Here is a 24469-nt window from a genome sequence, read left to right on the forward strand (position 1 = left end):
GCTCGACCTGACAAGCGAGGCGTTCGAGGAGGGACTGTATGCCCTGCGGCCCGAATGGCAGATGCAACTCGTGCAGTTGATGGCAATTCTGGAGAAGGAACCGTCAATACTGCGAATGGTCTATACCGAGGAAAGCGGCAGCAAAGCGCTGGCGCGTCGACGCATCGGCCTCCTGCAGCGACAGATCGCCGAGGAATGGCGCAGTATCGGCGGCCGCTACCGCCTCGACATCGAGACCAGGATCGAGACGAAGCGGCGGATCGCAAGAAAGACGCGTCCGATCTACAAATAGGCCGGGACTGGGAATGTTGAGCAGCAGGCGTGGAAACGAGCGTGCCGCTTGCAGGGCTGTCGACCGGGTCGATGCATAGATTGAAAACGTTAGAGCGTCCTTGTGTAGCGTCCAAATGGACGCACGGCGCTCTAATCCCTGAGGATGATCCGGTCGCCGCGCAGGTCGAATCCTGACAGCGTGTTGATGAAACTCATGCCGAGCAAGCTTTGGGCAAGTCGCCCCGGCTGGGCGACGTGCACCTGCACATTGTGGCGGATGATCGATCCGACGCGGATTTCACCGGCCCGCACCGCGGCCACCATGGTGATACCATTGGCCGTCGATACGGGGATGCGGAAGTCGAGAGCCTGGACGTCATAGCCGGAACGAAGTGCATCCTCGGCCGACAGCACCACGCTGCTCGCGCCTGTGTCGATCAGCATGCGCAACGACGCACCGTTGATATCGGCAAGCACCTCGAAATGCCCGCCCGAGGACCGGTCCACGAAAACCCGGGCACCGGCGTCGTCGGCAAGGGAGATCGGGCTGCCCGGCACCAGGCCGGCGGTGATGCGGGCGGCAACATCCTGCAACTCGTAGCGATACTGATAGACGGCGACGAGGGCGAGCATGGCAAGCACCCAGAACGCCAGGGATCGGGCCATCTGGCCGAAATGCATGCCCGAGCCAAGCAGGCCAATAACGAGCACCGAAGCCCACACGCCAAGATACAAGGTGCGGGCGAAGGCCGTGTTCTCGATGCCGAGGACGCTGCCGGAATCATGATTGGCGACGAGCAGGATCAATCCGCCGCCGAGCACCGCCATGATGACCCAGAACAGCCGCATCGGTCAGCCGCCCGTGCGCATGCGGGCAAGCCGCGCGCGCCTGGTCTCGCGCCGCGGACGCCGCTCGACCGTTTCGAGACGTGCCGCCAGCGCCTCCATGACCGCGTGGCGCTCGCCCGGCTGCATGGTGAGCCAGGAGGCGATCTCCTCGCGCGTGCGGCCGCAGCCGAAGCAATAGCCGGTCTTCATATCGATGGAGCACACGAGGATGCAGGGAGATTCGATTTCAGCCATGATCCGTCCAGCCGTTTGGCCTGACATGGGATATCCGCCGGCCATACGCAAGGGGATTTGCGTCACGGACGGGTCTCTTCGCCCGTTTCGGCCGAAGCCATTGCGTCGGGCGCGCCTGCCCGTTATGCCGTTGCCCGTCTCCAATCGGGAACTTTTCTTCCATGACCGTTTCGGGAATGCCATTCGACGATGTGCGCGGCCTGCTGCAGCAGGTCAGGGGGCCGGACCAGGCTGCGGCGGCGGATATGGCAAAGGCGTTTGCCAAAGCGGGCTACGGCGGAGACGAACTTGGGCGCCTCAAAACGCTGGCACTCTGGCTTGCCGCAACGCGCGGCCGCGTGCCGCCGCTGATCGGCCAGGCGGGCGTGGCGCTCTATGCCGCCACGCACGGATTTTCAGCCGGCGAGGACGATGTGCTGGCGGCGCAGCGCGCGCGCGTCGATGCGGTCGCGGCGGGTGCGGCGGCGGTTTCCCATTTATGCGTTGCCAATGATCTGTCGCTGAACGTTTTCGACCTGGCGCTCGACATGCCGTCGGGCGACATCGCCGTTGAAGCGGCTCTCGACGAACGGGGCTGTGCGGCCACCATCGCCTTCGGCATGGAGGCGACGGCGGAGGGTGGCGATCTGCTCTGCCTCGGTGCTCTGGGGGTGCAGGCGGACATGGCCGCGGGCGCCGTCCTTGCGGCGCTTTACGGCTCGTGTGACGGCGCTTTTGCCGGCGAGACGATTGCCGGCGCGCTGGCGTGTCACGCCGGTCATTTGGACGATCCCCTCGAAGTGCTGCGCCGGCTGGGCGGCCGCGACATTGCCGCCCTGACAGGGGCGATCCTGGCGGCGCGGGCGCAGAACATACCTGTCGTGCTCGACGGCTTGCCGGCGCTGGCGGCGGCGGCGGTCTTGCACGGCCTGGCGCCGGGGGCGCTTTCCCATTGCCTGCTGGCCGGTGCCGACAGCTTTGCAGCGAAGCAGGCAGCCGCACGGCTGGAGCTCGAGCCGTTGCTGGACTTCGGGCTGACGCAGGGCGAAGGCTGCGCCGCGGCGCTGGCCGCCGCAATGGTCAAATCGGCTGCCGTCTTGGCTGGCGGCGTGGCGGAAATCGCCCGGCGCCTTGCCTAGACCGATGCTTCAGCGCCGCCCGCCCGAGGCGGTTCTCTTCTCCGGCGGCATGGCGGGCAACTCCTCCATGACGCGCGCGCGCGGAAAGGCCACGACGGTCTCCGTTCCCGAGCGCAGCTTCGACTTCAATTCGAACACGCCGCCATGCAATTCGGCCAGTCCCTGAACGATCGGCAGACCAAGCCCGGTGCCCTGTTCGGCGCTCTTGATGGCGATCGACCCCTGGCCGAACGCGGACAGCACGATGGCGAGCTCGTCCTCGGGTATTCCAGGGCCATTGTCCTTGATGGACAGATATTGCCCGCCGCCGGCGGTCCAGCCGACGCGGATGCGGATCTCGCCGCCGCTCGACGTGAACTTCACCGCATTGGAGAGCAGATTGAGGGTGATCTGGCGGATGGCGCGCTCGTCGGCAAACAGCCGCAGCAGGGTCGGCTCCATCTGCTGGGTGAGGCGAATGTTCTTGCTGCGCGCCTTGAGTTCCATCAGCCGGCAGCAATCCTCGACGACCGGCGCGAGAAACAGTGGTTCTTCGTTGAGCTGGTAGCGGCCGGCCTCGATGCGCGAGAGATCGAGAATCTCGTTGATCAGGTTCAGGAGGTGCTGGCCCGAATCGTGGATGTCGCCGGCATAGTCGCGGTAGGTCGGGTTGTCGAGCGGGCCCAGGACCTGGTTGGCCATCACTTCGGAGAAGCCGAGGATGGCGTTGAGCGGCGTCCTGAGTTCATGGCTCATCGAGGCCAGGAAGCGTGACTTGGCAAGGTTGGCTTCCTCGGCGCGGCGGCGCGCCTCGTCGGACATGGATTTCGCCGTCTCCAACTCGCCGATCAGGCCGACCTTCTCGCTGTTGAAGGACAGCAGCGTCAAGGCGGCCCGGTTTCGATGATGGGCCACATAGGCAAAGAACGGAAGAGACGCGGCAAGCAGCACGGCCATTGCGGCATAGGCCGGCACGGGCTGTCCGGAGATGCCGAGCGCGAACAGGCAGACGGGAGCGGCGAAGGCGGCGACCAGGGCGCCGCCAAGTGCTGCGGTGATCATCGCCGTTGCGGCAATCACCGAAAGGAGCACAGCCGCCTGCAGTGCCGGAAACTGCGTGATGCCGCAATCCCCGCAGCGCAAGGTAACGAAGTAGGCCCAGCCGAGACCGCTGACGAAATGCGCCAGAAACAGCCAATGACGGGTGCGGGTCACTTCGATTTCATTGCGGCCGCGATTTGCGATGCGCCGTGCGACGAGATAGAGCGGCGCATAGCAAAGGGTCGCGGCAAGCGCCCACAAGGCGATCTGCTCGTCCATCCCGATGTAAAAGCCCGCCAGGCAAAGCGCGATGGCGAGAACCGGCAGGGCGGGCGCGCTTTGCAGAATGGCGCGGGCATGGATCTTCAGCATGTCGCGGTCGAAATCGGGATTGCCGGCGGTTTGCGACAGCCGGTCGCGCGTGCGGCGCACGGCCCGGCCGACATTGCTGTTGCGATGCGGCTTGGTGCGGTCCACAATGAACTTGTCGGCCGTTTTTGAAGGTTGCGGCACCATCACCTGTTATGAATTCCCGCTATTCGCCTATGACGCTATCAAGGAATGATTAAGAGACCCTTCAGCAGATGAGTCGCCGCCGTTTCAGGAAACGCGGGCGACGCCGGTTCGGGGGCTTGTGGGACATGCTTCTGGCGCTGTGCGTCCTGGCGGCGGTCGCGCTGGCGATCGAGCGCCTCAACCGGTCGAACACGCTCAGCCTGTCGGGCGCCGTTACGGTGCACGATGGCGACACGATCACCCTGTCAGGCGAACGCATCCGGCTGAAGGGGCTCGACGCGCCGGAATATACGCAGACGTGCAGTCGGCAGGGCGTGACCTATGCCTGCGGCCGGCAGGCGCGCGACATGTTGCGCAGGCTGGCCAGCAACGGACCGGTGACTTGTCAGGGGCATGAGCGGGACCGTTATGACCGGTTGCTTGCTGTCTGCAGCGTGAACGGCACGGATGTCGGCCGGGCGCTGGTCGAGGCCGGTTGGGCCGTCGCCTATGGCGATTATGACGATGTCGAGGCAGAGGCGCGCCGCGCGCGCAAGGGCATGTGGGATGGCGCCTTCGACGCGCCGCGCGACTGGCGCGCGCAGCACGGAGAGACGGCCGGGGCGGAGGAGGCCGATCTGCTCGGGCGGGCGTTAAATCTCGCCAAAAGCCTGTTCCGGCGCCTGTTCGGAAATCTGTCGGGGAACGAGCAATGAGGATCATCCGATGAAACTGTTCGACGGCGGCCGGGCGCCGAACCCGCGCCGCGTGCGCATCTTTCTGGCCGAGAAAGGCATCGAGGTTCCGCTGCAACCGGTGGACATGGGCGCCATGGGGCATCGATCCGAGGCGCTGACCAAACGCAATCCGTTGCGGCGCCTGCCGGTGCTCGAGCTGGATGACGGAACCGTCCTGACCGAGACGATCGCCATCTGCCGCTATTTCGAGGCGCTGCATCCGGAGCCGCCGCTGTTCGGCAAGGGCGCGCTCGGCACGGCGCTGGTGGAGATGTGGCAACGGCGGATGGAAATGCATCTTTTCATGCCAGTGGCGCAGGTGTTTCGCCATCTGCACCCGGCGATGCAGGAGTGGGAAGTGCCGCAGGTGCCGGCCTGGGGCGAGGCCAACAAGCCGAAAGTCATGGAGTTCCTGCAATTCCTCGATGGAGAACTGGCGGATCGGCCATTCGTTGCCGGCGATGATTATACGGTCGCCGACATTACGGGTCTCGTCAGCATCGATTTCATGAAACCGGCGAAACTGACGGTCCCCGACGGGCTCGCCCATCTGGCGCGCTGGTATCACGCCGTGTCCGGCCGCCCGAGCGCCAAGGCTTAGGCGCTTCTCATGGAGCCGCCGCTGAACCAGCTCCTGTCGCGCATTCGCGCCTGCCGCATCTGCGTCGAGCAACCCGCAGGCAAGCCCTTGCCGCATGAGCCGCGGCCGGTGGTGGTGGCATCGCGCCGGGCGCGAATCCTGATCGCCGGACAGGCGCCCGGAACCCGGGTTCATGCTTCGGGTATCCCGTTCGATGACCGTTCCGGCGACCGGTTGCGCGATTGGCTGCAGGTGGATCGGCCGACCTTCTACAACCCCGATTGCTTCGCCATCGCACCCATGGGCTTCTGCTTTCCTGGCCTCGACGCCAAGGGCGGCGACCTGCCGCCACGCAAGGAATGCGCGCCCGCCTGGCGCAGCGAACTGATGAGGCTGATGCCGCAGATCGCGCTGGTGCTGGTGATCGGCCAGTACGCGCAGGCCTGGCACCTGGGCGATGCGCGTTCGGCCACACTCACCGAGACGGTGCGCGACTGGCGGCGGCTGTTCGACAGCGGGGCAGAGCCGCGCGTCCTGCCCTTGCCGCATCCATCCTGGCGCAACACCGGTTGGCTGAAGAAGAATCCCTGGTTCGAACGCGACCTGCTGCCGGTTCTGCGGGAGGAAATTCAACGGCATTTGATCGCTGAATGAGGGTTATTCGACCGGAATTTTGCCTTCTGAAGAAAAATATTTCTTGTTCTGGCCGCGTGCCGCTGGCATTTTAGGAAATCATTTTCTTCGGAGCTCATCATGGACCGCCTCGACCGCAAGATCCTGCGCCTGTTGCAAGAAAATTCGACCCTCGCCGTAGCCGATGTGGCGAAAAAGGTCGGGCTTTCGACGACGCCCTGCTGGCGGCGCATTCAGAAACTCGAGGAAGAGGGCGTCATTCGCCGGCGCGTCGCCGTGCTCGATCCTGAAAGGGTCAACGCCAAGGTGAATGTGTTCGTGTCGATCCGCACGAACATGCACAGCCATGAGTGGCTGAAGCGCTTTTCCGAGGTGATCCAGCAGTTTCCCGAAGTGGTCGAGTTCTACCGCATGAGCGGTGATGTCGACTATCTGCTGCGTGTGGTGGTGCCGGACATTGCCGCCTATGACGGCTTCTACAAACGGCTGATCGCCAAGATCGAGATCCGCGACGTGTCATCGACGTTTGCCATGGAGCAGATCAAGTACACGACCGAATTGCCGCTGGATTACCTGGTGCTCGACAAGGAATCCGGTTCCTCCGCTGCCTGATCCCGCCGTGGGCCGCCGATCCGGGCGAGCGTCCTTTCGGCCGTCAGTTCGCGCACGGCGTCCTTGCCGATCCAGCGTTGCGTCTTGTCCTGGGAAGCTGCGAGCGCTTCGGCGAGCGCCAGTGCCGGACCGTGGCAGGCCGGGCTGCGCTTGCCGATGTTGCGCAGAGCCCAGTTGACCGCCTTCTTGACGAAATTGCGCCCGTCGGCCGCGTGGCGCTCGATCAGCGGCAGAAAGCCGAGCAGCGTCGCGTCGGGTTCCTTCTTCAGGTGAACGGCGGCGCCGGCGATCATGGCGAATGCCGCGCGGCGTACGAATTCGCGCTCATCCTCGGCGAATTCCGGTATCAATTCTGCGCCCAGCTCCGCTTTCAAGAACAGGTCCGCCGCCGCGTCGACGATCTCCCACGAATCGAAATCGGCCGCCCAGTGCCGCGCGGTGTCGGCCGTCAACCGGTTGGGCTCGGTGGTGTAGAGCGCCAGAATCCGGGCTTCCCGGATGCCGGTCTCCCACAGGGCCTGTGCCCTGGCGCCGTCACCGCCGATCTGGCGGGCGACTTTCCGCAGATCGGGATTGGAGATGCCGAGGGCCGACTCGGTGCGAATGCCGAAGCGCGCCATTTCGGCGGCCGTCATGGCCGAACGAAGGCCTTGCAGATGCACAACGATCTCCACAGCGGAGGAGGCGTTCGATAGCTCCGGCGCCATCAGGTCCGGCGCGCCAGGCGCGCGAGCAGCGAGGACGTGTCCCAGCGGCCGCCGCCCATGGCCTGCACGTCCTTGTAGAACTGGTCGACGAGGGCGGTGACCGGCAGGCTGGCGCCGTTGCGATCGGCCTCCGCCAGGCAGATGCCGAGATCCTTGCGCATCCAGTCGACGGCGAAGCCGAAATCGTAGCGGCTCTCATTCATGGTCTTGTGGCGGTTCTCCATTTGCCAGGAGCCTGCCGCGCCCTTGGAGATCACATCGATGACCTTCTCGATGTCGAGGCCGGCCTTCTTGCCGAAATGAATGCCTTCGGCGAGCCCCTGGACCAGACCGGCAATGCAGATCTGGTTGATCATCTTGGTGAGTTGGCCGGCGCCGGCCGGTCCCATCAGGCCGACCATGCGCGCATAGGCTTCGATGACGGGCCTGGCCTTGTCGAACACGTCCTGTGTGCCGCCGCACATCACCGTCAGCACACCGTTTTCGGCGCCCGCCTGGCCGCCGGAAACCGGAGCGTCGATGAAGCCGAAGCCGTGCTCCTGCGCTTCGCCGGCCAATTCGCGTGCCACCTCGGCGGAGGCGGTGGTGTTGTCGATGAAGACGGAGCCGCTTTCCATGCCATGGAACGCGCCCTGTTCACCGAGCGTCACGGAGCGCAGATCGTCATCATTGCCGACGCAGGCAAAGACGAAATCCTTGCCGCGCGCGGCTTCCATCGGGGTTGCCGCCTTCTGCCCGCCATGCTCCGCGACCCATTGCTCGGCCCTGGCTGCGCTGCGGTTGTAGACGGTGACCTTGTGGCCGCCCTTGTTCTGCAAATGGGCTGCCATCGGATATCCCATGACGCCCAGCCCGATGAATGCGACTTCTGACATTCGGTATAATTCTCCTGATGGTTTCGCGCTATTGGCCGCTGGCCGGATTCAGCGCTTCAGATGGCGCGTTATGCGGCGCTCGATCCAGTCGACCAGATTGCGCAGCACCTCGACCATGGCAAGATAGATGACCGCGGCCCAGATGTAAGTCTGGAAATCGAAGGTCTGGGAATAGGCGCGCCGGGTCTCGCCCATCAGATCGTAGATGGTGATGATGGCGACGATGGCCGAGCCCTTGATCATCAGGATGATCTCGTTGCCATAGGGGCGCAACGCGACGATCATCGCCTGCGGAATGATGATCTTGCGGATCGTCTGCAGCTTCGACAGGCCAAGTGCCGCGGCTGCCTCCCACTGGCCGCGCCTGACGCTTTCAATGGCGCCGCGCAGGATTTCCGCCTGATAGGCGGCGGTGTTCAGCGTGAAGGCGAAGACGGCGCAGTACCAGGCCTCTCGGAAGAAGGTCCAAAGCCCGACGGCCTGCAGTTCGGGGCGGAACGAGCCGAGCCCGTAATAGACGAGAAAGGTCTGGGCCAGGAGCGGCGTGCCGCGGAAAAAGTAGACATAGGCATAGGCAATCGCCGAGACGATGCCGTTGCGCGAGGTGCGGCCATAGGCAATCGGGATCGACAGGAGGGCGCCGAGCAGCACCGAGACGACGACCAGCTTGACGGTGATCCACAGGCCCGACAAATAGCGTGGCAGATAGCGCTGGAAGATCGCCGGATCCCATGCATCGACCATGAAGACCAGCACGGCGAGCGCAAGGGCCGCCCAGACGCACAACAGAACGACGCCGATGGTGCGCTGATGCGTCCAGCGGGGTTTCTCGACGGGCGGTCGGTCGACCGTCAGGGTCTGTTCGGCGCTCATCGCGACACCCCGCTGCGTTCGGTCCAGCGTTCGATGGCGTTGAGGACGATGGAAGAGAGCATGGCCAGAACCAGATAGATCAGGCAGGCAATGCCGAAAAAGAGGAAGGCCTCCTTGGTCACGCGTGCGGCGATGCCGCTCTGGCGCAGAATGTCGGCAAGGCCGATCACGGAGACGAGCGCGGTGTCCTTGAGCAGGATCAGCCACAGATTGGACAGGCCGGGCAGGGCAAGGCGCACGAGCTGCGGCAGGATGATCAGCCGCATGGTCTGCAAGCTGGAAAGGCCGACGGCGATACTGCCCTCATACTGCCCCTGCGGGATGGCGCGAAAGGCGGCCAGAAACACCTCGCTGGCATAGGAGGAGAACACCGCGCCCAACGCCACCATGCCGGCGACGAACGCATTGACCTCGATGTTGGCTGTCGGATCGAACAGGTGCAGCAGGCGCTGCAAGCCGATCTGCACACCGTAAAACACGAGGAACAGCGTCAGGAGTTCCGGCAGGCCGCGAAACAGGGTCGTGTAGATGTTCGCCGCCAGCCGCAGGTAACGGTCGCTTGACCGTTTGCCGAGCGCAATCAAAAAACCGATGACCAATCCAAGCGGCAGGGTGGCAAGCGCCAGCGAGACCGTCACCACGACGCCCGCCGCGATATCGTCGCCCCAGCCTTCCGGGCCGAAGCTCAACAGGGTCAAGACCCTTTCCATCGCCGAATTCCCCATCCGGGCTCGTTCCCGGGGTTGCTGAAGCCTCCTTCATGCATCTATCCGGACGCACAAAGGACGCTCTATCTCATTGTCTTTCCGTGCGGCTGGGCTCCCTTGCACAACAGGCGGCCGCGCTGTATCGGGCCGCCTGCGTGAGGTTCTGCTCAGGACATAGTCTTGCCGTTCAGTCGCCGTAGGCGTCGAAGGAGAAATACTTGTCGTTGACCTCTTTGTACTTTCCGTTCGCGCGGATGGCTGTGATGGCGGCATTGAGCTTTTCGCGCAACGCGTCCTCGCCCTTGCGAATGGCGATGCCGATACCGGGTCCATAGATGGACTCCACCGGCGTGACGGTGCCGATCTGCTTGCAGCAGGCGCCTTCATCGCTCTTGAGGAATTCCTCGAGCACGATGACATCGTCTATGACCGCGTCGAGACGGCCGCTGATGATGTCGAGCTTGTATTCCTCGGCCGTCGGATAGAGCTTTACGTCGCTGTCGGCGAAGGTTTGCTCGGCATAGGTCGAATGGGTGGTCGAGCCCTGCGCACCAATGGTTTTGCCGGCCAGGTCTTCCTTGGTGACGCCCTTGATGTCGGAGTCTTTCGGGGCAACGATGGCTGGCGGCGTGTTGTAGTATTTGTCGGTGAAATCGACTTCCTTCTTGCGGTCCTCGGTGATCGACATGGAGGCGATGATGGCGTCGAACTTGCCGGCTTGCAGGGCAGGGATGATGCCGTCCCAATCCTGCGTGACGAACTCGCAATCGGCCTTCATCTCCTCGCAAAGCGCCCGGGCGATATCGACATCGAAACCTTCCAGCGTGCCGTCAGCCGTCAGATTGTTGAAGGGCGGATAGGCGCCTTCCGTGCCGATCTTCAGCTTCATCGTGTCCTGGGCATTTGCCGCTCCCACGGCCAGGGCCAAAGCCGCTGCCGGCAGCGCGAGCGCGATACGCCTTGAAATACGCATTCGTGTTCCTCTCTTTTATTCTTCTCCGTCGCCGGGCTGGAGCCTTGGGACGGGACTTGAAACCGGATATTCCCATCGTTTCGCGCAGAATTGCAACCGTAAAGGTTTCGTGATCCAGTGCGATGATGGGCTATGCGGTTGTGTTCGCCAGTCCGGTTTGGTGAAGAATGAAATCGGCGATCGCCTCGATATCGTCGAGTGCGAAACGCGGCAGCCCGCCGCTGTCGGCGTCGTGGTCGGCCGCTACGGCCACGATGGCGGGATCGCCTGCCGCCAGGGAGGCGCTGTCTTTCGCGTCGCGGCGACGGCACTCGATCTTGGCATGGCGGCCGCGCTTGTATCCTTCGACCAGGACGAGGTCGCAGGGCGACAGGCGCGCGAGCATCGTCTCGAGGTCCGGCTCCTCGGCCTCCTGCAGTTCATGGATGATCGCCCAGCGCCGGCTGGAGACAATGGCCACCTCGGCCGCTCCGGCGCTGCGATGGCGAAACGAGTCCGTGCCCTCATGGTCGATGTCGAACGCGTGGTGAGCGTGTTTCAGCGCGGCGATGCGCAATCCGCGCCGGGTCATCTCGGCGATGAGACGGGAGGTCAAGGTGGTCTTGCCGGAGTTCTTCCAGCCGACAATGCCGAAGACGCGATGGCTCATTCCTTCTCCCTTCGCACCATGGTGCGGGCCTTGGCCAGATCGCCCGGCGTGTTGATGTTGAAGAACGGGTCGATTTCGCCGTCGGCGGCGAAATCGACCAGCGCGACGCGGCGGCGCTCGCCGGCATAGGCGGTCACGCGCCGCTTTCCACCTTCGGCGATGTGGGCGGCGAGATCGTCGGCAAGCGCCGTCGGCCAGAGACCGAACACCGGATGCACCCGGCCCATCGAGCGGGCCAGCGCGATGTCTTGCGCATCGACAACCGCCACGCCAAGACGGGTGACCAGATCGGCAGGGAAAAAGGGCGTGTCGGCGGCAACGGTAACGATGTGGGTCAGCGATTCTTGCCGTGCTGCCCAGCGCAGGCCGGCCAGAATGCCGCCAAGCGGACCGAGACGCTCGGGAAGCGGGTCGGCAATGACTTCAAGACCAAAGGAGGCGAACCGGTGCGGGTCGCCATTGGCATTGAGGACGACATGCGTGACCTGGGGAGCGAGGCGCGCCGCGACAAGTTCGAGAAGCGTCGCGTCGCCGATGCTTGCCAACCCCTTGTCGCCACCGCCAAGGCGGGTTGCTTCGCCTCCCGCGAGAATCACGCCGGCAATGGTGGTGACCATGGTGCGCTCCCGTCAGATATCGCCCGCCTGGCGCGCGACGCGGATGACATAGAGCGAGGCGACAACCGCCAGCGACGATGAAATCAGCATCACCCAAAGCAGCGGAAAGGGACCGGACTCGGCCGTCAGCAACGCCCCGGCAACCACCGCAAGTGCGGCGCCTCCACCGATCTGCAGCGCACCGCCCAGCCCGGATGCCGTGCCGGCCAGATGCGGCCTGACGCTGACCAGGCCGGCATTGGCGTTCGGCATGGTCATGCCGTTGCCGATGCCGACGAACATGGACGGCCCGAACAGCGACAGGGGATGGAAATAACCGGCCGAAAAGAGGGCCAGCGACAAAATCAGGCCGAGGGCCGCGGTGATGTTGCCGGCCAGCATCATGCGGTTGATGCCGAAGGTGCGCGAAAAACGGCCGGACAGGAAATTGCCCAGCATGTAACCGACCGAGATCAGAACGAAATACAGGCCGTAGCCCGACGGCGTCAGATTCAGCATGGTCGTCGCAACATAGGGGCCGCCGCCGAGAAAGGCGAAGAAGGCGCCGGAGGCCAGCGCCGCCGTCGCGGTGTAGCCCCAGAAGCGGCGCGAGCGGAACAATTCGGGGTAGTGCTTCAATTGCGATGTCATGCTCGCTGAGCGATTGTGATTGGTCTCTCCCAGGTCGAGATAGACGACGGTGAAGGAGATGACGCCGAAAGCGAGGATCAGGTAGAAGGTCGCGTGCCAGCCATATAATTCGTCGAGGATGCCGCCGATCAACGGGCCGATCATCGGCGCCAGCGTCATGCCCATGGTGATGTAACCGATGCGGCTGGCCGCTTCGTCCGCACCGACCGTGTCGCGCACGATGGCGCGCGACAGTACCATGCCGGCGGCTGAAAACGCCTGCAGCACGCGACAGACCAGGAAGACCGTGATGTTCGGCGCGGCGAGGGCGGCGATGGTGCTGAGGATGAAGATGGCAAAGCAGACAAGCATCACCGGCCGCCGGCCCAACCGGTCGGAAGCCGGGCCGATGCCGAGCTGAAGGATCGCCGTTGCCGCCAGATAGAGCGAGACGGCGAGCTGGACGACGCCATAATCCGCATTGAAATAGACCGCCATACCCGGCAGGGACGGGAGGAACACATTCATCGATACGGCAGCCGTCGCGGTCGCGACGACAAGCGTCAGTATGTGTGGGGGCGTGGTTCGGTCGAGCAGGGGATTTGCCATTGTGTCCTAGAAATGTTGCCGCATCAACAACCTCGTCCGAGGCGCAAAGTCAAACCGGGAGTTGGCCGGCCATGCCAAGTGAACCGGTCGCTCGATCAGGTTCCTTCCGGCGCCATGCTTGGGCTGGTGCTCTTTGCCGCCGGCTTGAGATTGCCGCGGAAACGCTCGCGATACAGCGTGTAGAGGCCGGAGCAGACGACGATTGTCGCACCGACGATCATCGGCAGATCGGGCCTGTCGCCGAACAGCAGGAAACCGAGCGCCAGCGCCCACAACAGCGCCATGTAGCGAAACGGCGCAATGAAGGACAGGTCGCCGACCCGCAGCGCCTGGATGATGAAGTGATAGCCGCAGACGACGCAGAGCGCGGCTATGGCCAGCATGCCGAACGACATGCCGTCCATCGGCGACCAGCCGCCATAGGGCACGATGAGCAGCGCGCCTCCCAGGGTGACGGCAGCCGATGTGGCGGTCGAGATCAGCGCTGTCGGCACATTGTCGGGGATGCGGCGCGTCGTCAGGTCGCGCATGGTGGCGAAGGTGACGGCGGCGAGCCCGTAGAGCGAGTAGGCGTTGAAACCATCGAAGCCGGGGCGGATGATGATCAGGATGCCGACGAAGCCGGCGATGATGGCGCTCCAGCGCCGCCAGCCGACCGGCTCGGAGAGGAAGAATGCCGCGCCCATCGTCACCGTCAGCGGCAGGACCTGCAGCACGGCGGAGATGTTGGCGATCGGCATGTTCTTCAGCGCCGCCAGGAAGCAGATGGTGGCGCCGGTCTCGCCAAGGACGCGCAGGCCGATCATCGGGTGAAGCATGGAGCGCGGCCGGACGAAGGCGCCCCAGCGCCAGGCCAGGAAGCCGATCAGCAGCGTTGCCATGATGCCGCGGATGAGCATCACCTGGCCCATGTTCATCGACACGGAGATGAGCTTGGTCAACGCGTCGTTGATGGTGAAGACGGCCATCGCAACCGACATGAAGAGCGCACCGCGCAGATTGGGTGAAAGAGGCAAGGACGCTCCACGACGCTGAATGATTCTTGAGCGTAACTGTTGCCCGGCGGCATTGGCAATCAGGCCAATGCCTTAAATGCGCTGGCGCTGGCCGCTAGTGGTCTGACCGAAACAGATGGTACCCATCTGTTTCGACAAGTCAGCCCACAAGCTATTGATCTGGTGGGGCGATTTTTCCTAACAGATGGGGACCATCTGTTAGGATCGCACCACTAGGCACGGGACTGCCACCGCTAAGGGCTTATCCGCCGGTCACGCTCATATGGCGGGAAACCGAGGGGCGGTTGGTGCGCCGGTCGATGACGAAGTCATGGCCCTTGGGCTTGCGCGTGATCGCATCGTCGATGGCCGACGCCAGCAACTCATTGCCCTCGGAGGCGCGCAGCGCGGCGCGCAGGTCGGCCGAATCGTCCTGGCCGAGGCACATATAGAGCATGCCCGTGCAGGTGATGCGCACGCGGTTGCAGCTTTCGCAGAAATTATGCGTCATCGGCGTGATGAAGCCCAGCTTGCCGCCGGTTTCGCTCACTTCAACGTAGCGTGCCGGCCCGCCGGTCTTGAAGGGAATGTCGGTCAGCGTGAACTGTTGCTCGAGTTGCGCGCGCAGCAATGACAGCGGCAGATACTGGTCGGTTCGGTCGGCGTCGATCTCGCCCATGGGCATGGTCTCGATGACGGTCATGTCCATGCCGCGGCCATGCGCCCAGCGCAGCATTTCGGGAATTTCGTCCTCGTTGAAGCCTTTCAGCGCCACCGCATTGAGCTTGACGTGCAGGCCGGCGGCTTCGGCGGCGTCGATGCCGCGCATCACCTTGTCGAGATTGCCCCAGCGCGTGATGGCGCGGAATTTTTCCGCATCGAGCGTGTCGATCGACACGTTGATGCGGCGGACGCCGCAATCGGCGAGTTCGGCTGCGAAGCGTTCCAGCTGCGAACCGTTGCTGGTCAGCGTCAGCTCCTGCAGCGCTCCCGATTTCAGGTGGCGGGAAAGCTGGCGCACCAGATGCATGATGTTCTTGCGCACCAGCGGCTCGCCGCCGGTCAGCCGCAGCCGCCGGACGCCTTTTTCAATGAAGACCGTGCACAGGCGGTCGAGCTCTTCGAGGCTCAACAGGTCGCGCTTGGGCAGGAAGGTCATGTCTTCCGCCATGCAGTAGACACAGCGAAAATCGCAGCGATCGGTCACCGACACGCGCAAATAGTCGATGGCGCGGCCAAACGGGTCGATCATGTTGCTGTGCTGCGTCATCGAGGCTTGCTTCCGCTTGCGGTCTCCGGCTGGACCTGCTGCATACTATGTCGTTCGTTTGGGCCGGCAATTCAAGCACGGCAAGCTAGCATCACGCCGCGCTGTTGGGCAATCGGTCCAGACCGGGGTTTTCTCCGGGGCAAAAGCTGAATAGTGCTGTGGGCGAAAGGCGGTGCCACTCATGAACCCATCCTCCAATGTAAAGCCACCGAAGGAACTGCGTATTTCGAAAGACCGCATGACGATGACCGTGCTGTTCGCCGCAATGGAGCCCGCCGCGCTCTCGGCCGAAATGCTGCGCGTTCTGTCGCCTTCGGCGGAAGTGCAGGGGCATTCGCCCGACCAGCGCGTCACCGTGCCTGGCAAGAAAAGCGTCAGCATCGCGCGCGTCGATCCCGTCGGCAATTATGCGGTGCGCGTCGTTTTCAGCGATGGGCACCAGAGCGGCATCTTCACCTGGCCCTACCTTCATGAACTTGTCATCGAAAAGGACAAGAAATGGCAGGGCTATCTGGATGAATTGCAGGAAAAGGGATTGAGCCGTGGCGACTGACGACGGCAGTCACATCATCGCCTCGCTCGAGGCGCTGGAAGCGCTCTACGGCGAACCGGGCGAAGCGTCGCTGGTCAAGGTGACGGAGCGGGTGATACCGGAATATGCGGCGCTGATCGCGGCGTCGCCCTTCGCCGCCCTGGCAACGGTCGGACCGGAGGGCATCGATTGCTCGCCGCGCGGCGACCAGCCGGGTTTTGTCCGCATCCATGATGAGCGGACGCTGATGATGCCAGACCGGCGGGGCAACAACAGGACGGATTCGCTGCGCAACATCGTCCGTGACGCCCGCGCGGCCTTCCTGTTCCTGATCCCCGGATCGGGCACGACGCTCAGGGTCAATGGCAGGGCGCATCTGACGGTCGACCCGGAACTGTGCGCTTCGTTTGCCGTGGCAGGAGCTCAGCCGCGCTCGGTGATCGTGCTGTCGATTGAAGAGGTCTATTTCCAGTGTGCCCGCGCCATCGTCCGCTCCGATCTGTGGAACGCCGAAAAGCATGCCGATGCGAAGCAATTGCCGACGCCTGGCAAGATCCTGGCGGCGACCAGCCGGCAGGCGATCGACGGCGCGGCCTATGACGGCGAATGGCCGGAGCGCGCCGCCAGAACCATGTGGTGAAACCTGCCGGTGTTCAACGGTGGGAGAGGATGTTGACCAGCTTGCCGAATGGATCGCGCACATAGAATCGACGCACGCCCCAGGGTTCGTCCGCCGGACCATACTCGATATCGATTCCCGCCGCGACGAATTTTTCCAGCGCTGCATCGACGTCGTCGACCTCGATCGACAGGTCGGGCACCGGCGTTCCCGAGCCGCCTTCCGTGGCAAAGCTGATCTGCACGGTCATTTGGGCCGCGCTGCCGTAGGTGGCGATCCAGCCGAGATCCATAAGCAGATCGAGGCCGAGCAGGTCGCCGTAAAAGCGCCGCGCGGCCTCGATGTCGGTGGCCTGCACGTTGCTGACGATCCGCTTGACGTTCATGGTTTTCCTCCGCCTGTCGATCAACCGGCCTTTTTCAGGTTGGGCAGGAATACGGTCAAGAGGCCGAGCACCGGCAGGAAGGAACAGGCGCGATAAACATACTCGATGCCCTTCACGTCCGCCACCACGCCGAGCACCGCAGCGCCGATGCCGCCGAGCCCGAAGGCGAAGCCGAAAAACATGCCGGCGACCATGCCGACGCGGCCGGGCAGCAACTCCTGGCCATAGACGATGATCTGCGGAAAGGCTGAGGCCATGATCAGGCCGATCGCCACCGTCAACACCGGTGTCCAGAAGAGATCGGCGTAGGGCAGGGCGAGGGTGAAGGGCAGGACGCCGAGGATGGAGAACCAGATCACCGTCTTTGAGCCGACGCGGTCGCCGATCAGGCCGCCGAGTATCGTTCCTGCCGCCACTGCGCCAAGGAAGACGAACAGCAGCACTTGCGAATGCTGAACCGAAACGCCGAATTTCTCGATGAGATAGAACGTGTAGTAGCTGGCGATGCCGGCCATGTAGACGTTCTTGGCAAAAACCAGCGCAATGAGGATGGCAAGCGATACCGCAACCTTTCGGCGCGGCAGGGTGAGCGTCCTGGCGACGGCGGGACGCGAGGCGGTGCGGATGCGGTACTGGCTGTACCAGCGGCTGACGCGCCACAGGACGATCATGCCGACCAGTGCTGCTAGCGAGAACCAGCCGACACTGCCCTGACCGCGCGGCACGACGATGAAGGCGGCCAGCAACGGCCCGATGGCGGTCCCGACATTGCCGCCGACCTGGAACAGGGCCTGGGCCATGCCGTAGCGGCCGCCGGAAGCCAGCCGCGCGACGCGCGAGGATTCGGGATGGAAGATCGCCGAACCGAGGCCGACGAACATGGCGCCGATGAGCAGCATGGGATAATTGGCCGCCATTGCCAGAAGCAGCAGCCCGACCAGGGTGGAGCCCATGCCGACCGGCAGCGAATAGGGCATCGGCTTCTTGTCGGTGACCAGGCCGATGGCCGGCTGCAACAGGGAGGCCGTCACCTGGAAAGCCATGGTCAAGAGACCGATCTGCCAGAAATCCAGTCCGTAATCGCTCTTCAGCATCGGATAGATGGCTGCCAGCATCGACTGCATGATGTCGTTCAGCATATGGCCGAAGCTGACGGCGAGAAGCACCGCATAGGCGGTCTTTTCAGCGATTGCCGAATTCTGGGATGCCGGAATCTGGCTGGCGGTGGTGTCGGTCAAGGGAGTGCTCCGTCGCATTGCCGCCAAGTCTCAGCAGCACAGGCGCTTATACGCGGGTTGCCAATGACCTTCCTTGGTGATTTGGTCTAGTTTCTTTGCAACTGGGCCAAATCGTGATGAAGGAATTCCAGCCGGAAGCGGTGCGCTCGTCGCGCGAGATGGGACAGGTGGACGTGCGCCGCCGGGCCTGGCTCGAGGAGGCGGACGGCGATGTGGTGGTCTGGCAAAGCGTTTATCCGTACGGGTTTCAGGTAGCGCCGCATCAGCACAGCCGCTCGCAGCTCCTGCATGCGCGGTCCGGCGTCGTCCTGGTGAAGACCGTTTTCGGCCGCTGGATGGTGCCGGCGGGCCACGCGATCTGGATTCCAGCGCATGTCGAGCATGCGGTCGACATGCTGGGCGGGGTGCGGATGCAATCGGCGTATGTCTTGCCGGGGGCGATCGAAGGCCTGCCCGAGACCCTGCGTGTCGTCGGCATGACCGATTTGATGCGCAGTCTTCTGGACGAGGCGGTTCCGCTGCCGCATGAGGCGCAGCCTTCGGGCCGCAGCGGTCTGCTGCACAGCCTGATCCTGCACGAGGTCCCGCGGCTGCGCGAAATGCCGCTCGGCCTGCCTTTCCCCGCCGATCCACGGCTGGCGGGATTGTGCCTGCGTTTTCTCGAAGCGCCGTCGAGCCACGTCACCATCGATGCCTGGGCGGAGGCGATCGGCATGAGCCGGCGCAGTTTTACGCGCAAATTCCAGCAGGAAACGGGGATCAGCCTGTCGTTGTGGCGCCAGCAGGCCAGCCTGTTTGCCGCGCTGCCGCGCCTGACAGGCGGCGAATCGGTCACCAATGTGGCGCTCGATCTGGGCTATGAGAGCGTGGCGGCCTTCACCACCATGTTCAAGCGCATGCTGGGCGCCTCGCCGCGCGCCTATCTGCGTGCCGCGCCGGTCAATCCTCCGCCAGCGCCTCGCTGATGCGGCGCATCTGCTCGCCCATGGCCTCGCACTGCGCCGGCGTCGACTGGGCCAGCACACGGTCGATCAGGTCGGTGTAGACAGCCAGCGCTTTCATCAGGCGGGACTCGCCTTCCGGCGTCAGATAGAGGCGCAGCACGCGTTTGTCGGTCGCATCGCCTTCGCGTCGGACGAGCCCCTGCGTCTCCATCTGCGGCAGGAGCATGGTGATGTTCGAGCGCCCGACCAGAAGGCGGCGCGCCAGATCGTGCTGCGACTGGCCCGGATGACGATAGAGGTTCATCAGCATATCGAGCTGGGCGAGTTTCAGCCCAAGCGGCTCCAACCCCCTGCTCAGCGCCCGTACAATGGCCTTCTCGGCACGGGCGACGGCAATCCACGTGCGAAAGCGCGGATTGTCCCAGGGGAGGTCTTGTTTTTTGTTCATGCTTGAACTAACTTTGTTCATCGTTGAACATTATTGCGGAACGTCGGCATGGACACCCTCAGCTTGCGGATCATACGCAGCCTTTTTGGCACAATCGAACATGTCGCGCCAAGACTTGCCGGACGCTTTGCATTCGAGTTGTTCTGTCGGACACCAGATCCGCTGCGGCAGTCGGCCAAGGAGCGGCGCGTGCTCGCCCAGGCCGACGCCTTCATGAAACGGGCGCGCCGGCATCGGCTGACGACTGCCTATGGCGATTTCACGGCTTATGAATTCACCAACTGGGGCGCGCGGCGCGATGGACCGGCAGTGCTCGTTCTGCATGGCTGGCGCTCGCGCACCGAGCATATGCGACCTGTGATAGAAGCGCTCCTGGCGCGCGGCTTCCGCGTCGTCGCCGTGGACCTGCCGGGGCATGGAAGGGCGACGGGACGCAAGCTGCACATGCCGAACGCGGTTGCGGCCGTGCACGCGGCGGCGCTGTGGCTCGGGCCCTTCGATACGGCCGTCGGCCACTCCTTCGGCGGCGCCGTGGCGCTCAACGCGGCGACCGGTTCCGTGCGGCAGGTTCCGCCGATCGGTCTGCGCCGGCTGGTGATGATTGCCTCGCCCAACTCCCTGCCGCGGTTGTTCTGCGAGTTCGGCGCCGCCGTCGGCCTTGGCCCGCGCACGCAAGCGGCGCTCGAAGGCATGGTGCAGAGATTGGCCGGCACCCCGCTGGCGGCATTCGAGGGCGCGCTGCAGTTGAAGGCTTTCGCCGCGCCGACCTTGATCATTCATGCGCCCGAGGACAAGGAAGTGCCGGCGGATGATGCGGAGGCCATGGCAGCCGCGGGCGATCATGTTTCTCTGGCCTGGGCGCCGGGCCTCGGCCACCGGCGCATTCTGGGCGATGCAGCGGTTGCCGCACGGGCAGCGGAATTCGCCGCCAGCCGTCCGGAACGCCCGCTGACCGGCGCGATCGGCGACAAATCAGATCCGTTAAGGCTTCATTCACCAAGCTGAAACCGATCGCGCGTTTCAAGACAATTTTATCGATCGTCCGGCGACCGATCGGTTGTGAAGTGTTATCCTTGTGGCGATTCATCAGGCTGGCGTCGTTCAAGCACAACTCAGACCGTGCCGGAGCGTCGCTGATCGCCGGGGCAGCGCGCATGCATAAGCAGCGTTCCGGAGAGACGATATGAGCTGGCAGATTCGGGTGGGGATGATCGATGATTTTGTTTTCTTTTCAAAAGGCTGGCCTTGCCTGCGCCACCGTTGCCTTACTCGCTGGCGGCGCGTCGCAAGCGCAGGCAGACAATCTGTTCGACATGCTGTTCGGCGGTGGCAACCGCGCCACGAGCAATGCACGTGTCGAGCCGCAGCGTGGCGTGGTGCCGGCGGAACCGGTTCGGCGTAAATCACCGCGTGCTCCGGCGCCGAAGATTGCCGCGCCGTCCTATTACACCTACAGGCCCGCCGAACCTGTGCATGTGGATTTCTCGCGCATCGCGCCGCCGGCGCTGGAATCTGCGTTCGAGCCGAGGCTCGACGGCGCAGCGTTTCGCGAGGCGCTGCCGAAGCTTGCCGGTTTCGAACTGTTTGCCGAGAAGGGCATCGCCGAGGCGCTGACCGACTACTATTCGAAGAATCCGGATTTCCTCTGGGTGTCCGGCTATCATGCCAACAAGCGCGCCGAGCAGGCGCTGCGCGTTCTGGCCGAGGCCGGCCAGTTCGGCCTGTCGGAGGCGGACTATACGGTCGGCGTGCCGAGCGCCGATTTCCGGTACGACCAGATCGCCGAGCGGCAAAAGGAACTGATCCGCTTTGAGATGATTCTGTCGGCGCGCGTCCTGCGTTATGTGCGCGATGCCCATGGGGGGCGTGTCGATCCCAACAAATTGTCGGGCTATCACGATTTTCCCGTGAAGCCGCTCGACCTGGTGCAAAGCCTCGGTTTCATGGCGCGCGCCTCGGATGTCGCCATCTATCTGAATCAGCAGCACCCGCAGAACAGCGATTATCGTGCACTGCGGGCCGAACTCGAAACGTTGCGGGCGGCTGCCGAGCGGGAGATCGTCGTCGATCCGAAAACCTTCGTGAGGCCGGGCGGCAGCAATCCGGAATTCGCCAAGCTGCTGAAGATCATCGAGCGCGACGGAGATGCGGATCTTCTGGCGGAATACGGACCGCTTCTGAAAAGCCATGCAGACAGCGCGCTCTATGCCGATGAATTGGTGCCACTCATCAAGGCCACGCAAGAACAGCATGGCTTGAAGCCCGACGGCGTCATCGGCCCGCGCACGGTCAGGGCGATAGCCGGCGAATCAAAGGCGGCGCGCATCGAGAAGGTGCTGCTCGCGCTGGAGCGGTTGCGCTGGCATCCTTCGGATATGGGTGAGACGCGCGTGGTCATCAACGCGGCTTCGTACATGGTCGATTTCTTCGACAAGGGAAGCCTCCGGCTTTCGATGCGCACGGTGGTCGGCAGCCCCTCTAACCAGACCAGCTTCTTCCATGACACGCTGGAAACGGTGGAGTTCAATCCCTATTGGGGCGTGCCGCGCTCGATCCTGGTCAATGAGATGCTGCCGAAGCTGCTGCGCGATTCGAGTTATCTCGACCGCAATGGCTATGAAGTAGTCAATGGGAGCGGCCGGCAGGTCTCCTCGACCGCCGTCAATTGGGGCCAGTATGGCAGCAATATTCCCTTCAACGTGCGGCAGAAACCTGGTCCGGGCAATTCGCTCGGCGAGCTGAAGATCCTGTTTCCGAACCGGCACGCCATCTACATGCATGACACGCCGTCGAAAAGCCTGTTCCAGCGCGACACGCGCGCCTTCAGCCATGGCTGTGTGCGCCTGGCTGATCCACGGGCGATGGCGGCGGCCGTTCTCGACATTCCTGTCGAGGAGGTGGCGGCCAGCATCAATCGCGGCGGCGGGCAGCCGACGCGGCGCAAGATCGAGCGCGATATCCCGGTCTATGTCGCCTATTTCACTGCCTGGCCCGATGCGGAGGCGGATGGCAAGATCGCCTATCACGGCGACGTCTACGGCCGCGACGAGCGGCTGAAAATCGCTCTGGAGAAGGTTGCCGACACGCGCGCGCCGAGCAGCTGACGCATCGATTTTCCGAAGGCTCCCGGGTCGGGAGCCTGCTCAGCGCCGTCAACTGCGCCAGAAGGTCGGGACGAACAGGACCAGAACGGCCAGGATTTCCAGGCGGCCAAGCAGCATCGTCGCCGCCAGGACCCATTTGGCGAAGTCCCCCAGAGACGTGAAATTACCGGCGGGTCCGACAACGGAGCCAAGGCCAGGCCCGACATTGGTCAAGGCCGTGAGCGAGGCCGTGACCGATGTCAGGAGATCAAGCCCCGTCAGCGACAAAAGCAGGGTCGAGACGACCCATGAGGCGAGAAATGCCGTCAGAAACAGGACGACGGAGCGCTGCATCTCCTCATCGACCACGCGATTGCCGTAGCGCAGCGACTGGACCGAATGCGGGTGGATCAGGAGTTTAAGACCGTTCAACAACATGCTGCCGAGAATCAGGAACCGGTAGGATTTGATGCCGCCCGAGGTCGAGCCCGAGCAACCGCCGAGGAAGGTGGCGAAAAACGCCAGCGCGACGGCGAATGGCCCCCACAGCGTATAGTCCTCGCTGGCATAGCCTGTGGTGGTGATGATCGAGGTGAAATTGAAGGCGGTGGTGGCCAGCGCCTCGTCGAAAGGCAGACCGGTGGTGATGCGCCGTTCAACCGCCAGGGCCAGGACGATGGCGGTCACATAGGCAAGAAACAGGCGGATTTGCGGATCCTGCAACGCGTCGAGGCGGCCACGGACGAACAGCAGCACGAGGATCGAGAACGGCAATGCGGCCAGGAGCATGAAGACCGTGCCGACCCAGAGCACGGTCATGCCTTCGAAATATCCGAAGGACGCGTCATGTGTCGAAAACCCGCCGGTGGCGATTGTGGTCAATGCGTGGTTCAAGGCATCGAAATTGCTCATGCCGCCGGCGGCGTAGCCAAGGGCGCATAGCGCCGTCAAAAGGCAGTAAATGCCGATCAGGGCGATCAGGAAGCTGATGAAGCGCTCGAAGGGTCGGTTCTCGATGTCCGACGATTCGACGCGGAAATAGGAAAAGCCGCCGACTTTAAGCAAGGGCAGAAGGAACAGGCCGAGGGCCACGACGCCGATGCCGCCAATCCATTGCAGCAGGGAGCGCCACAGAAGGAGGCCGGGCGGCAAGCCATCGAGGCCGGTGATGACGGTGGAACCCGTGGTGGTGATCGCCGACACCGATTCGAACACTGCCTCGGCCAGGTCGAGTTTCAACGACGCCGCATAAAAGGGCACAGCGCCGATGGCGCCCAGCGTCACCCAGAGAACGACCACGACAAGGAAGGTGGTCTGCGTCGACCCACGGGGCAGCGAACCCCGCGTTGCCGCGGCGATGGTCAGAGCAACCGCACCGGTGGCCAGGGCGCAAACGACAAAAACCTGCCAGTCATCATTGCCGTAATAAAGGTCGACGGCGGCCGGAAACAGCATGGAGGCTGCGACATAGACGGCAAAGATCGCTGCTGGATAGGTGGCGGTGCGGATCGCTGATGGCTGCAATGGATGGCTCTCACCAATTGACGGTCAGTCCGTGTGCAGGAGCCAGCCGAAAGGAAGCCCCCGCGTCACCACCTGATTCTCGCGAATGGTGGGCGCGGCAGGGATTGAACCTGCGACCCCACCCGTGTGAAGGGTGTGCTCTCCCGCTGAGCTACGCGCCCGCTCGCAAACCATCATCGAGCGAGCCGCGATATAAGGGGCGGCGCGGGGCCGAGTCAAGGTGGGTATCGGGGCGCTCAATTTCTTTGTTTTTCCGCGTTC

27 protein-coding genes, 1 tRNA gene and 1 pseudogene are annotated in these 24469 nt (G+C 63.7%); 11 read left to right on the forward strand and 18 right to left on the reverse strand.

The window, feature by feature from the left end; genetic code table 11:
* Nucleotides 1-292: pseudogene (locus AB843_RS20205) on the forward strand (DUF7507 domain-containing protein); the annotation flags it as partial.
* A gap of 131 nt (nucleotides 293-423) precedes the next feature.
* Here AB843_RS20205 and AB843_RS20210 read toward each other — a convergent pair.
* Complete coding sequence (locus tag AB843_RS20210) at nucleotides 424-1122, reverse strand: retropepsin-like aspartic protease family protein (protein ID WP_048648713.1); 699 nt, start codon at nucleotides 1120-1122, stop codon at nucleotides 424-426.
* Between the two features lie 3 nt (nucleotides 1123-1125).
* Complete coding sequence (locus tag AB843_RS20215; RefSeq protein WP_048648812.1) at nucleotides 1126-1356, reverse strand: DUF1289 domain-containing protein; 231 nt, start codon at nucleotides 1354-1356, stop codon at nucleotides 1126-1128.
* Between the two features lie 161 nt (nucleotides 1357-1517).
* On the opposite strand from AB843_RS20215, the gene AB843_RS20220 reads away from it, so the two are divergent.
* Nucleotides 1518-2474, forward strand: a complete 957-nt coding sequence (locus AB843_RS20220; RefSeq protein WP_048648714.1) for a nicotinate-nucleotide--dimethylbenzimidazole phosphoribosyltransferase — start codon at nucleotides 1518-1520, stop codon at nucleotides 2472-2474.
* A gap of 9 nt (nucleotides 2475-2483) precedes the next feature.
* Here the strand turns inward: AB843_RS20220 and AB843_RS20225 are convergent, their stop codons facing one another.
* Nucleotides 2484-4010 (reverse strand): sensor histidine kinase, encoded by a 1527-nt coding sequence (locus AB843_RS20225; protein ID WP_048648715.1) that lies wholly within the window; start codon nucleotides 4008-4010, stop codon nucleotides 2484-2486.
* 68 nt (nucleotides 4011-4078) lie between these two features.
* Here AB843_RS20225 and AB843_RS20230 point away from each other — a divergent pair, with 68 nt between their 5' ends.
* The 4 genes from AB843_RS20230 to AB843_RS20245 all read left to right on the forward strand — a co-directional run bounded on the left by AB843_RS20230 (nucleotide 4079) and on the right by AB843_RS20245 (nucleotide 6551).
* Entirely contained in the window at nucleotides 4079-4705 is a 627-nt protein-coding gene (locus tag AB843_RS20230; protein ID WP_048648716.1) for a thermonuclease family protein, read from the forward strand.
* Between the two features lie 10 nt (nucleotides 4706-4715).
* Complete coding sequence (locus AB843_RS20235) at nucleotides 4716-5327, forward strand: glutathione S-transferase (protein WP_048648717.1); 612 nt, start codon at nucleotides 4716-4718, stop codon at nucleotides 5325-5327.
* Between the two features lie 9 nt (nucleotides 5328-5336).
* Nucleotides 5337-5960 carry a uracil-DNA glycosylase family protein gene (locus tag AB843_RS20240; protein ID WP_048648718.1) on the forward strand — a complete coding sequence of 208 codons (624 nt, stop codon included), beginning with the start codon at nucleotides 5337-5339 and terminating at the stop codon, nucleotides 5958-5960.
* 99 nt (nucleotides 5961-6059) lie between these two features.
* On the forward strand, nucleotides 6060-6551 hold the full coding sequence (locus AB843_RS20245) for an Lrp/AsnC family transcriptional regulator (RefSeq protein ID WP_048648719.1): 492 nt from the start codon (nucleotides 6060-6062) through the stop codon (nucleotides 6549-6551).
* On the opposite strand, the gene AB843_RS20250 is transcribed toward AB843_RS20245, so the two are convergent.
* The 10 genes from AB843_RS20250 to moaA all read right to left on the reverse strand — a co-directional run bounded on the left by AB843_RS20250 (nucleotide 6509) and on the right by moaA (nucleotide 15435).
* On the reverse strand, nucleotides 6509-7258 hold the full coding sequence (locus tag AB843_RS20250; protein ID WP_048648720.1) for a DNA alkylation repair protein: 750 nt from the start codon (nucleotides 7256-7258) through the stop codon (nucleotides 6509-6511). The two genes, AB843_RS20245 and AB843_RS20250, sit on opposite strands and share 43 nt — an antisense overlap.
* Entirely contained in the window at nucleotides 7258-8133 is an 876-nt protein-coding gene (locus tag AB843_RS20255) for an NAD(P)-dependent oxidoreductase (RefSeq protein ID WP_048648721.1), read from the reverse strand. The genes AB843_RS20250 and AB843_RS20255 overlap by 1 nt, the downstream gene beginning before the upstream one ends.
* 48 nt (nucleotides 8134-8181) lie before the next feature.
* A complete protein-coding gene (locus tag AB843_RS20260) occupies nucleotides 8182-9006 on the reverse strand; it encodes an ABC transporter permease (RefSeq protein WP_048648722.1) in 825 nt (274 codons plus the stop codon).
* Entirely contained in the window at nucleotides 9003-9716 is a 714-nt protein-coding gene (locus tag AB843_RS20265) for an ABC transporter permease (protein ID WP_048648723.1), read from the reverse strand. Before AB843_RS20265 ends, AB843_RS20260 begins: the two co-directional genes overlap by 4 nt.
* Nucleotides 9717-9900: 184 nt before the next feature.
* The gene (locus AB843_RS20270) at nucleotides 9901-10686 is read right to left on the reverse strand and encodes an ABC transporter substrate-binding protein (protein ID WP_048648724.1); all 786 of its coding nucleotides are present in this window, start codon (nucleotides 10684-10686) and stop codon (nucleotides 9901-9903) included.
* A gap of 130 nt (nucleotides 10687-10816) precedes the next feature.
* Nucleotides 10817-11335 carry a molybdopterin-guanine dinucleotide biosynthesis protein B gene (gene mobB / locus AB843_RS20275; RefSeq protein WP_048648725.1) on the reverse strand — a complete coding sequence of 173 codons (519 nt, stop codon included), beginning with the start codon at nucleotides 11333-11335 and terminating at the stop codon, nucleotides 10817-10819.
* Nucleotides 11332-11952: a molybdenum cofactor guanylyltransferase MobA gene (mobA, locus tag AB843_RS20280; RefSeq protein WP_048648726.1), complete on the reverse strand. Its 621-nt coding sequence runs from the start codon at nucleotides 11950-11952 to the stop codon at nucleotides 11332-11334. Before mobA ends, mobB begins: the two co-directional genes overlap by 4 nt.
* 12 nt (nucleotides 11953-11964) lie before the next feature.
* On the reverse strand, nucleotides 11965-13170 hold the full coding sequence (locus AB843_RS20285) for a multidrug effflux MFS transporter (RefSeq protein ID WP_048648727.1): 1206 nt from the start codon (nucleotides 13168-13170) through the stop codon (nucleotides 11965-11967).
* Between the two features lie 95 nt (nucleotides 13171-13265).
* A complete protein-coding gene (locus tag AB843_RS20290; RefSeq protein ID WP_048648728.1) occupies nucleotides 13266-14186 on the reverse strand; it encodes a DMT family transporter in 921 nt (306 codons plus the stop codon).
* 241 nt (nucleotides 14187-14427) lie between these two features.
* Nucleotides 14428-15435, reverse strand: coding sequence for a GTP 3',8-cyclase MoaA (gene moaA / locus AB843_RS20295; protein ID WP_048648729.1), 1008 nt, complete (start codon nucleotides 15433-15435; stop codon nucleotides 14428-14430).
* A 181-nt stretch (nucleotides 15436-15616) separates the two neighbouring features.
* Here moaA and AB843_RS20300 point away from each other — a divergent pair, with 181 nt between their 5' ends.
* Together AB843_RS20300 and AB843_RS20305 are read left to right on the forward strand one after the other, a co-directional pair.
* Nucleotides 15617-15988, forward strand: a complete 372-nt coding sequence (locus AB843_RS20300; protein ID WP_048648730.1) for a gamma-butyrobetaine hydroxylase family protein — start codon at nucleotides 15617-15619, stop codon at nucleotides 15986-15988.
* Nucleotides 15978-16607: a pyridoxamine 5'-phosphate oxidase family protein gene (locus AB843_RS20305; protein WP_082143920.1), complete on the forward strand. Its 630-nt coding sequence runs from the start codon at nucleotides 15978-15980 to the stop codon at nucleotides 16605-16607. The genes AB843_RS20300 and AB843_RS20305 overlap by 11 nt, the downstream gene beginning before the upstream one ends.
* Before the next feature lie 13 nt (nucleotides 16608-16620).
* Here the strand turns inward: AB843_RS20305 and AB843_RS20310 are convergent, their stop codons facing one another.
* A complete protein-coding gene (locus AB843_RS20310) occupies nucleotides 16621-16971 on the reverse strand; it encodes a VOC family protein (protein WP_048648731.1) in 351 nt (116 codons plus the stop codon).
* A 20-nt stretch (nucleotides 16972-16991) separates the two neighbouring features.
* On the reverse strand, nucleotides 16992-18209 hold the full coding sequence (locus tag AB843_RS20315; protein ID WP_048648732.1) for an MFS transporter: 1218 nt from the start codon (nucleotides 18207-18209) through the stop codon (nucleotides 16992-16994).
* Between the two features lie 116 nt (nucleotides 18210-18325).
* On the opposite strand from AB843_RS20315, the gene AB843_RS20320 reads away from it, so the two are divergent.
* On the forward strand, nucleotides 18326-19174 hold the full coding sequence (locus tag AB843_RS20320; RefSeq protein ID WP_048648733.1) for an AraC family transcriptional regulator: 849 nt from the start codon (nucleotides 18326-18328) through the stop codon (nucleotides 19172-19174).
* Here the strand turns inward: AB843_RS20320 and AB843_RS20325 are convergent.
* Nucleotides 19149-19601 carry a MarR family winged helix-turn-helix transcriptional regulator gene (locus tag AB843_RS20325; protein WP_048648734.1) on the reverse strand — a complete coding sequence of 151 codons (453 nt, stop codon included), beginning with the start codon at nucleotides 19599-19601 and terminating at the stop codon, nucleotides 19149-19151. The genes AB843_RS20320 and AB843_RS20325 overlap by 26 nt on opposite strands.
* A 48-nt stretch (nucleotides 19602-19649) precedes the next feature.
* Here AB843_RS20325 and AB843_RS20330 point away from each other — a divergent pair, with 48 nt between their 5' ends.
* Together AB843_RS20330 and AB843_RS20335 are read left to right on the forward strand one after the other, a co-directional pair.
* Complete coding sequence (locus AB843_RS20330) at nucleotides 19650-20606, forward strand: alpha/beta fold hydrolase (protein ID WP_048648735.1); 957 nt, start codon at nucleotides 19650-19652, stop codon at nucleotides 20604-20606.
* Nucleotides 20607-20815: 209 nt separating this feature from the next.
* Nucleotides 20816-22705, forward strand: a complete 1890-nt coding sequence (locus AB843_RS20335; RefSeq protein WP_048648736.1) for a L,D-transpeptidase family protein — start codon at nucleotides 20816-20818, stop codon at nucleotides 22703-22705.
* 48 nt (nucleotides 22706-22753) lie between these two features.
* On the opposite strand, the gene AB843_RS20340 is transcribed toward AB843_RS20335, so the two are convergent.
* On the reverse strand, nucleotides 22754-24208 hold the full coding sequence (locus tag AB843_RS20340; RefSeq protein ID WP_048648737.1) for a TrkH family potassium uptake protein: 1455 nt from the start codon (nucleotides 24206-24208) through the stop codon (nucleotides 22754-22756).
* A gap of 86 nt (nucleotides 24209-24294) precedes the next feature.
* A tRNA-Val gene (locus tag AB843_RS20345) sits at nucleotides 24295-24369 on the reverse strand.
* Nucleotides 24370-24469 lie beyond the last annotated feature (100 nt).

This window comes from Nitratireductor soli, from assembly GCF_001050155.1.
Classification (GTDB): Bacteria; Pseudomonadota; Alphaproteobacteria; order Rhizobiales; family Rhizobiaceae; genus Nitratireductor; species Nitratireductor soli.

Excerpts from the sequence above, each read along its gene's own strand:
- AB843_RS20210 (WP_048648713.1), bottom strand. The coding sequence starts at position 1,122 with ATGCGGCTGTTCTGGGTCATCATGGCGGTGCTCGGCGGCGGATTGATC.
- AB843_RS20215 (WP_048648812.1), bottom strand. The coding sequence starts at position 1,356 with ATGGCTGAAATCGAATCTCCCTGCATCCTCGTGTGCTCCATCGATATG.
- AB843_RS20220 (WP_048648714.1), top strand. The coding sequence starts at position 1,518 with ATGACCGTTTCGGGAATGCCATTCGACGATGTGCGCGGCCTGCTGCAG.
- AB843_RS20225 (WP_048648715.1), bottom strand. The coding sequence starts at position 4,010 with ATGGTGCCGCAACCTTCAAAAACGGCCGACAAGTTCATTGTGGACCGC.
- AB843_RS20230 (WP_048648716.1), top strand. The coding sequence starts at position 4,079 with ATGAGTCGCCGCCGTTTCAGGAAACGCGGGCGACGCCGGTTCGGGGGC.
- AB843_RS20235 (WP_048648717.1), top strand. The coding sequence starts at position 4,716 with ATGAAACTGTTCGACGGCGGCCGGGCGCCGAACCCGCGCCGCGTGCGC.
- AB843_RS20240 (WP_048648718.1), top strand. The coding sequence starts at position 5,337 with ATGGAGCCGCCGCTGAACCAGCTCCTGTCGCGCATTCGCGCCTGCCGC.
- AB843_RS20245 (WP_048648719.1), top strand. The coding sequence starts at position 6,060 with ATGGACCGCCTCGACCGCAAGATCCTGCGCCTGTTGCAAGAAAATTCG.
- AB843_RS20250 (WP_048648720.1), bottom strand. The coding sequence starts at position 7,258 with ATGGCGCCGGAGCTATCGAACGCCTCCTCCGCTGTGGAGATCGTTGTG.
- AB843_RS20255 (WP_048648721.1), bottom strand. The coding sequence starts at position 8,133 with ATGTCAGAAGTCGCATTCATCGGGCTGGGCGTCATGGGATATCCGATG.
- AB843_RS20260 (WP_048648722.1), bottom strand. The coding sequence starts at position 9,006 with ATGAGCGCCGAACAGACCCTGACGGTCGACCGACCGCCCGTCGAGAAA.
- AB843_RS20265 (WP_048648723.1), bottom strand. The coding sequence starts at position 9,716 with ATGGAAAGGGTCTTGACCCTGTTGAGCTTCGGCCCGGAAGGCTGGGGC.
- AB843_RS20270 (WP_048648724.1), bottom strand. The coding sequence starts at position 10,686 with ATGCGTATTTCAAGGCGTATCGCGCTCGCGCTGCCGGCAGCGGCTTTG.
- mobB (WP_048648725.1), bottom strand. The coding sequence starts at position 11,335 with ATGAGCCATCGCGTCTTCGGCATTGTCGGCTGGAAGAACTCCGGCAAG.
- mobA (WP_048648726.1), bottom strand. The coding sequence starts at position 11,952 with ATGGTCACCACCATTGCCGGCGTGATTCTCGCGGGAGGCGAAGCAACC.
- AB843_RS20285 (WP_048648727.1), bottom strand. The coding sequence starts at position 13,170 with ATGGCAAATCCCCTGCTCGACCGAACCACGCCCCCACACATACTGACG.
- moaA (WP_048648729.1), bottom strand. The coding sequence starts at position 15,435 with ATGACGCAGCACAGCAACATGATCGACCCGTTTGGCCGCGCCATCGAC.
- AB843_RS20300 (WP_048648730.1), top strand. The coding sequence starts at position 15,617 with ATGAACCCATCCTCCAATGTAAAGCCACCGAAGGAACTGCGTATTTCG.
- AB843_RS20310 (WP_048648731.1), bottom strand. The coding sequence starts at position 16,971 with ATGAACGTCAAGCGGATCGTCAGCAACGTGCAGGCCACCGACATCGAG.
- AB843_RS20320 (WP_048648733.1), top strand. The coding sequence starts at position 18,326 with ATGAAGGAATTCCAGCCGGAAGCGGTGCGCTCGTCGCGCGAGATGGGA.
- AB843_RS20325 (WP_048648734.1), bottom strand. The coding sequence starts at position 19,601 with ATGAACAAAAAACAAGACCTCCCCTGGGACAATCCGCGCTTTCGCACG.
- AB843_RS20330 (WP_048648735.1), top strand. The coding sequence starts at position 19,650 with ATGGACACCCTCAGCTTGCGGATCATACGCAGCCTTTTTGGCACAATC.
- AB843_RS20335 (WP_048648736.1), top strand. The coding sequence starts at position 20,816 with ATGATTTTGTTTTCTTTTCAAAAGGCTGGCCTTGCCTGCGCCACCGTT.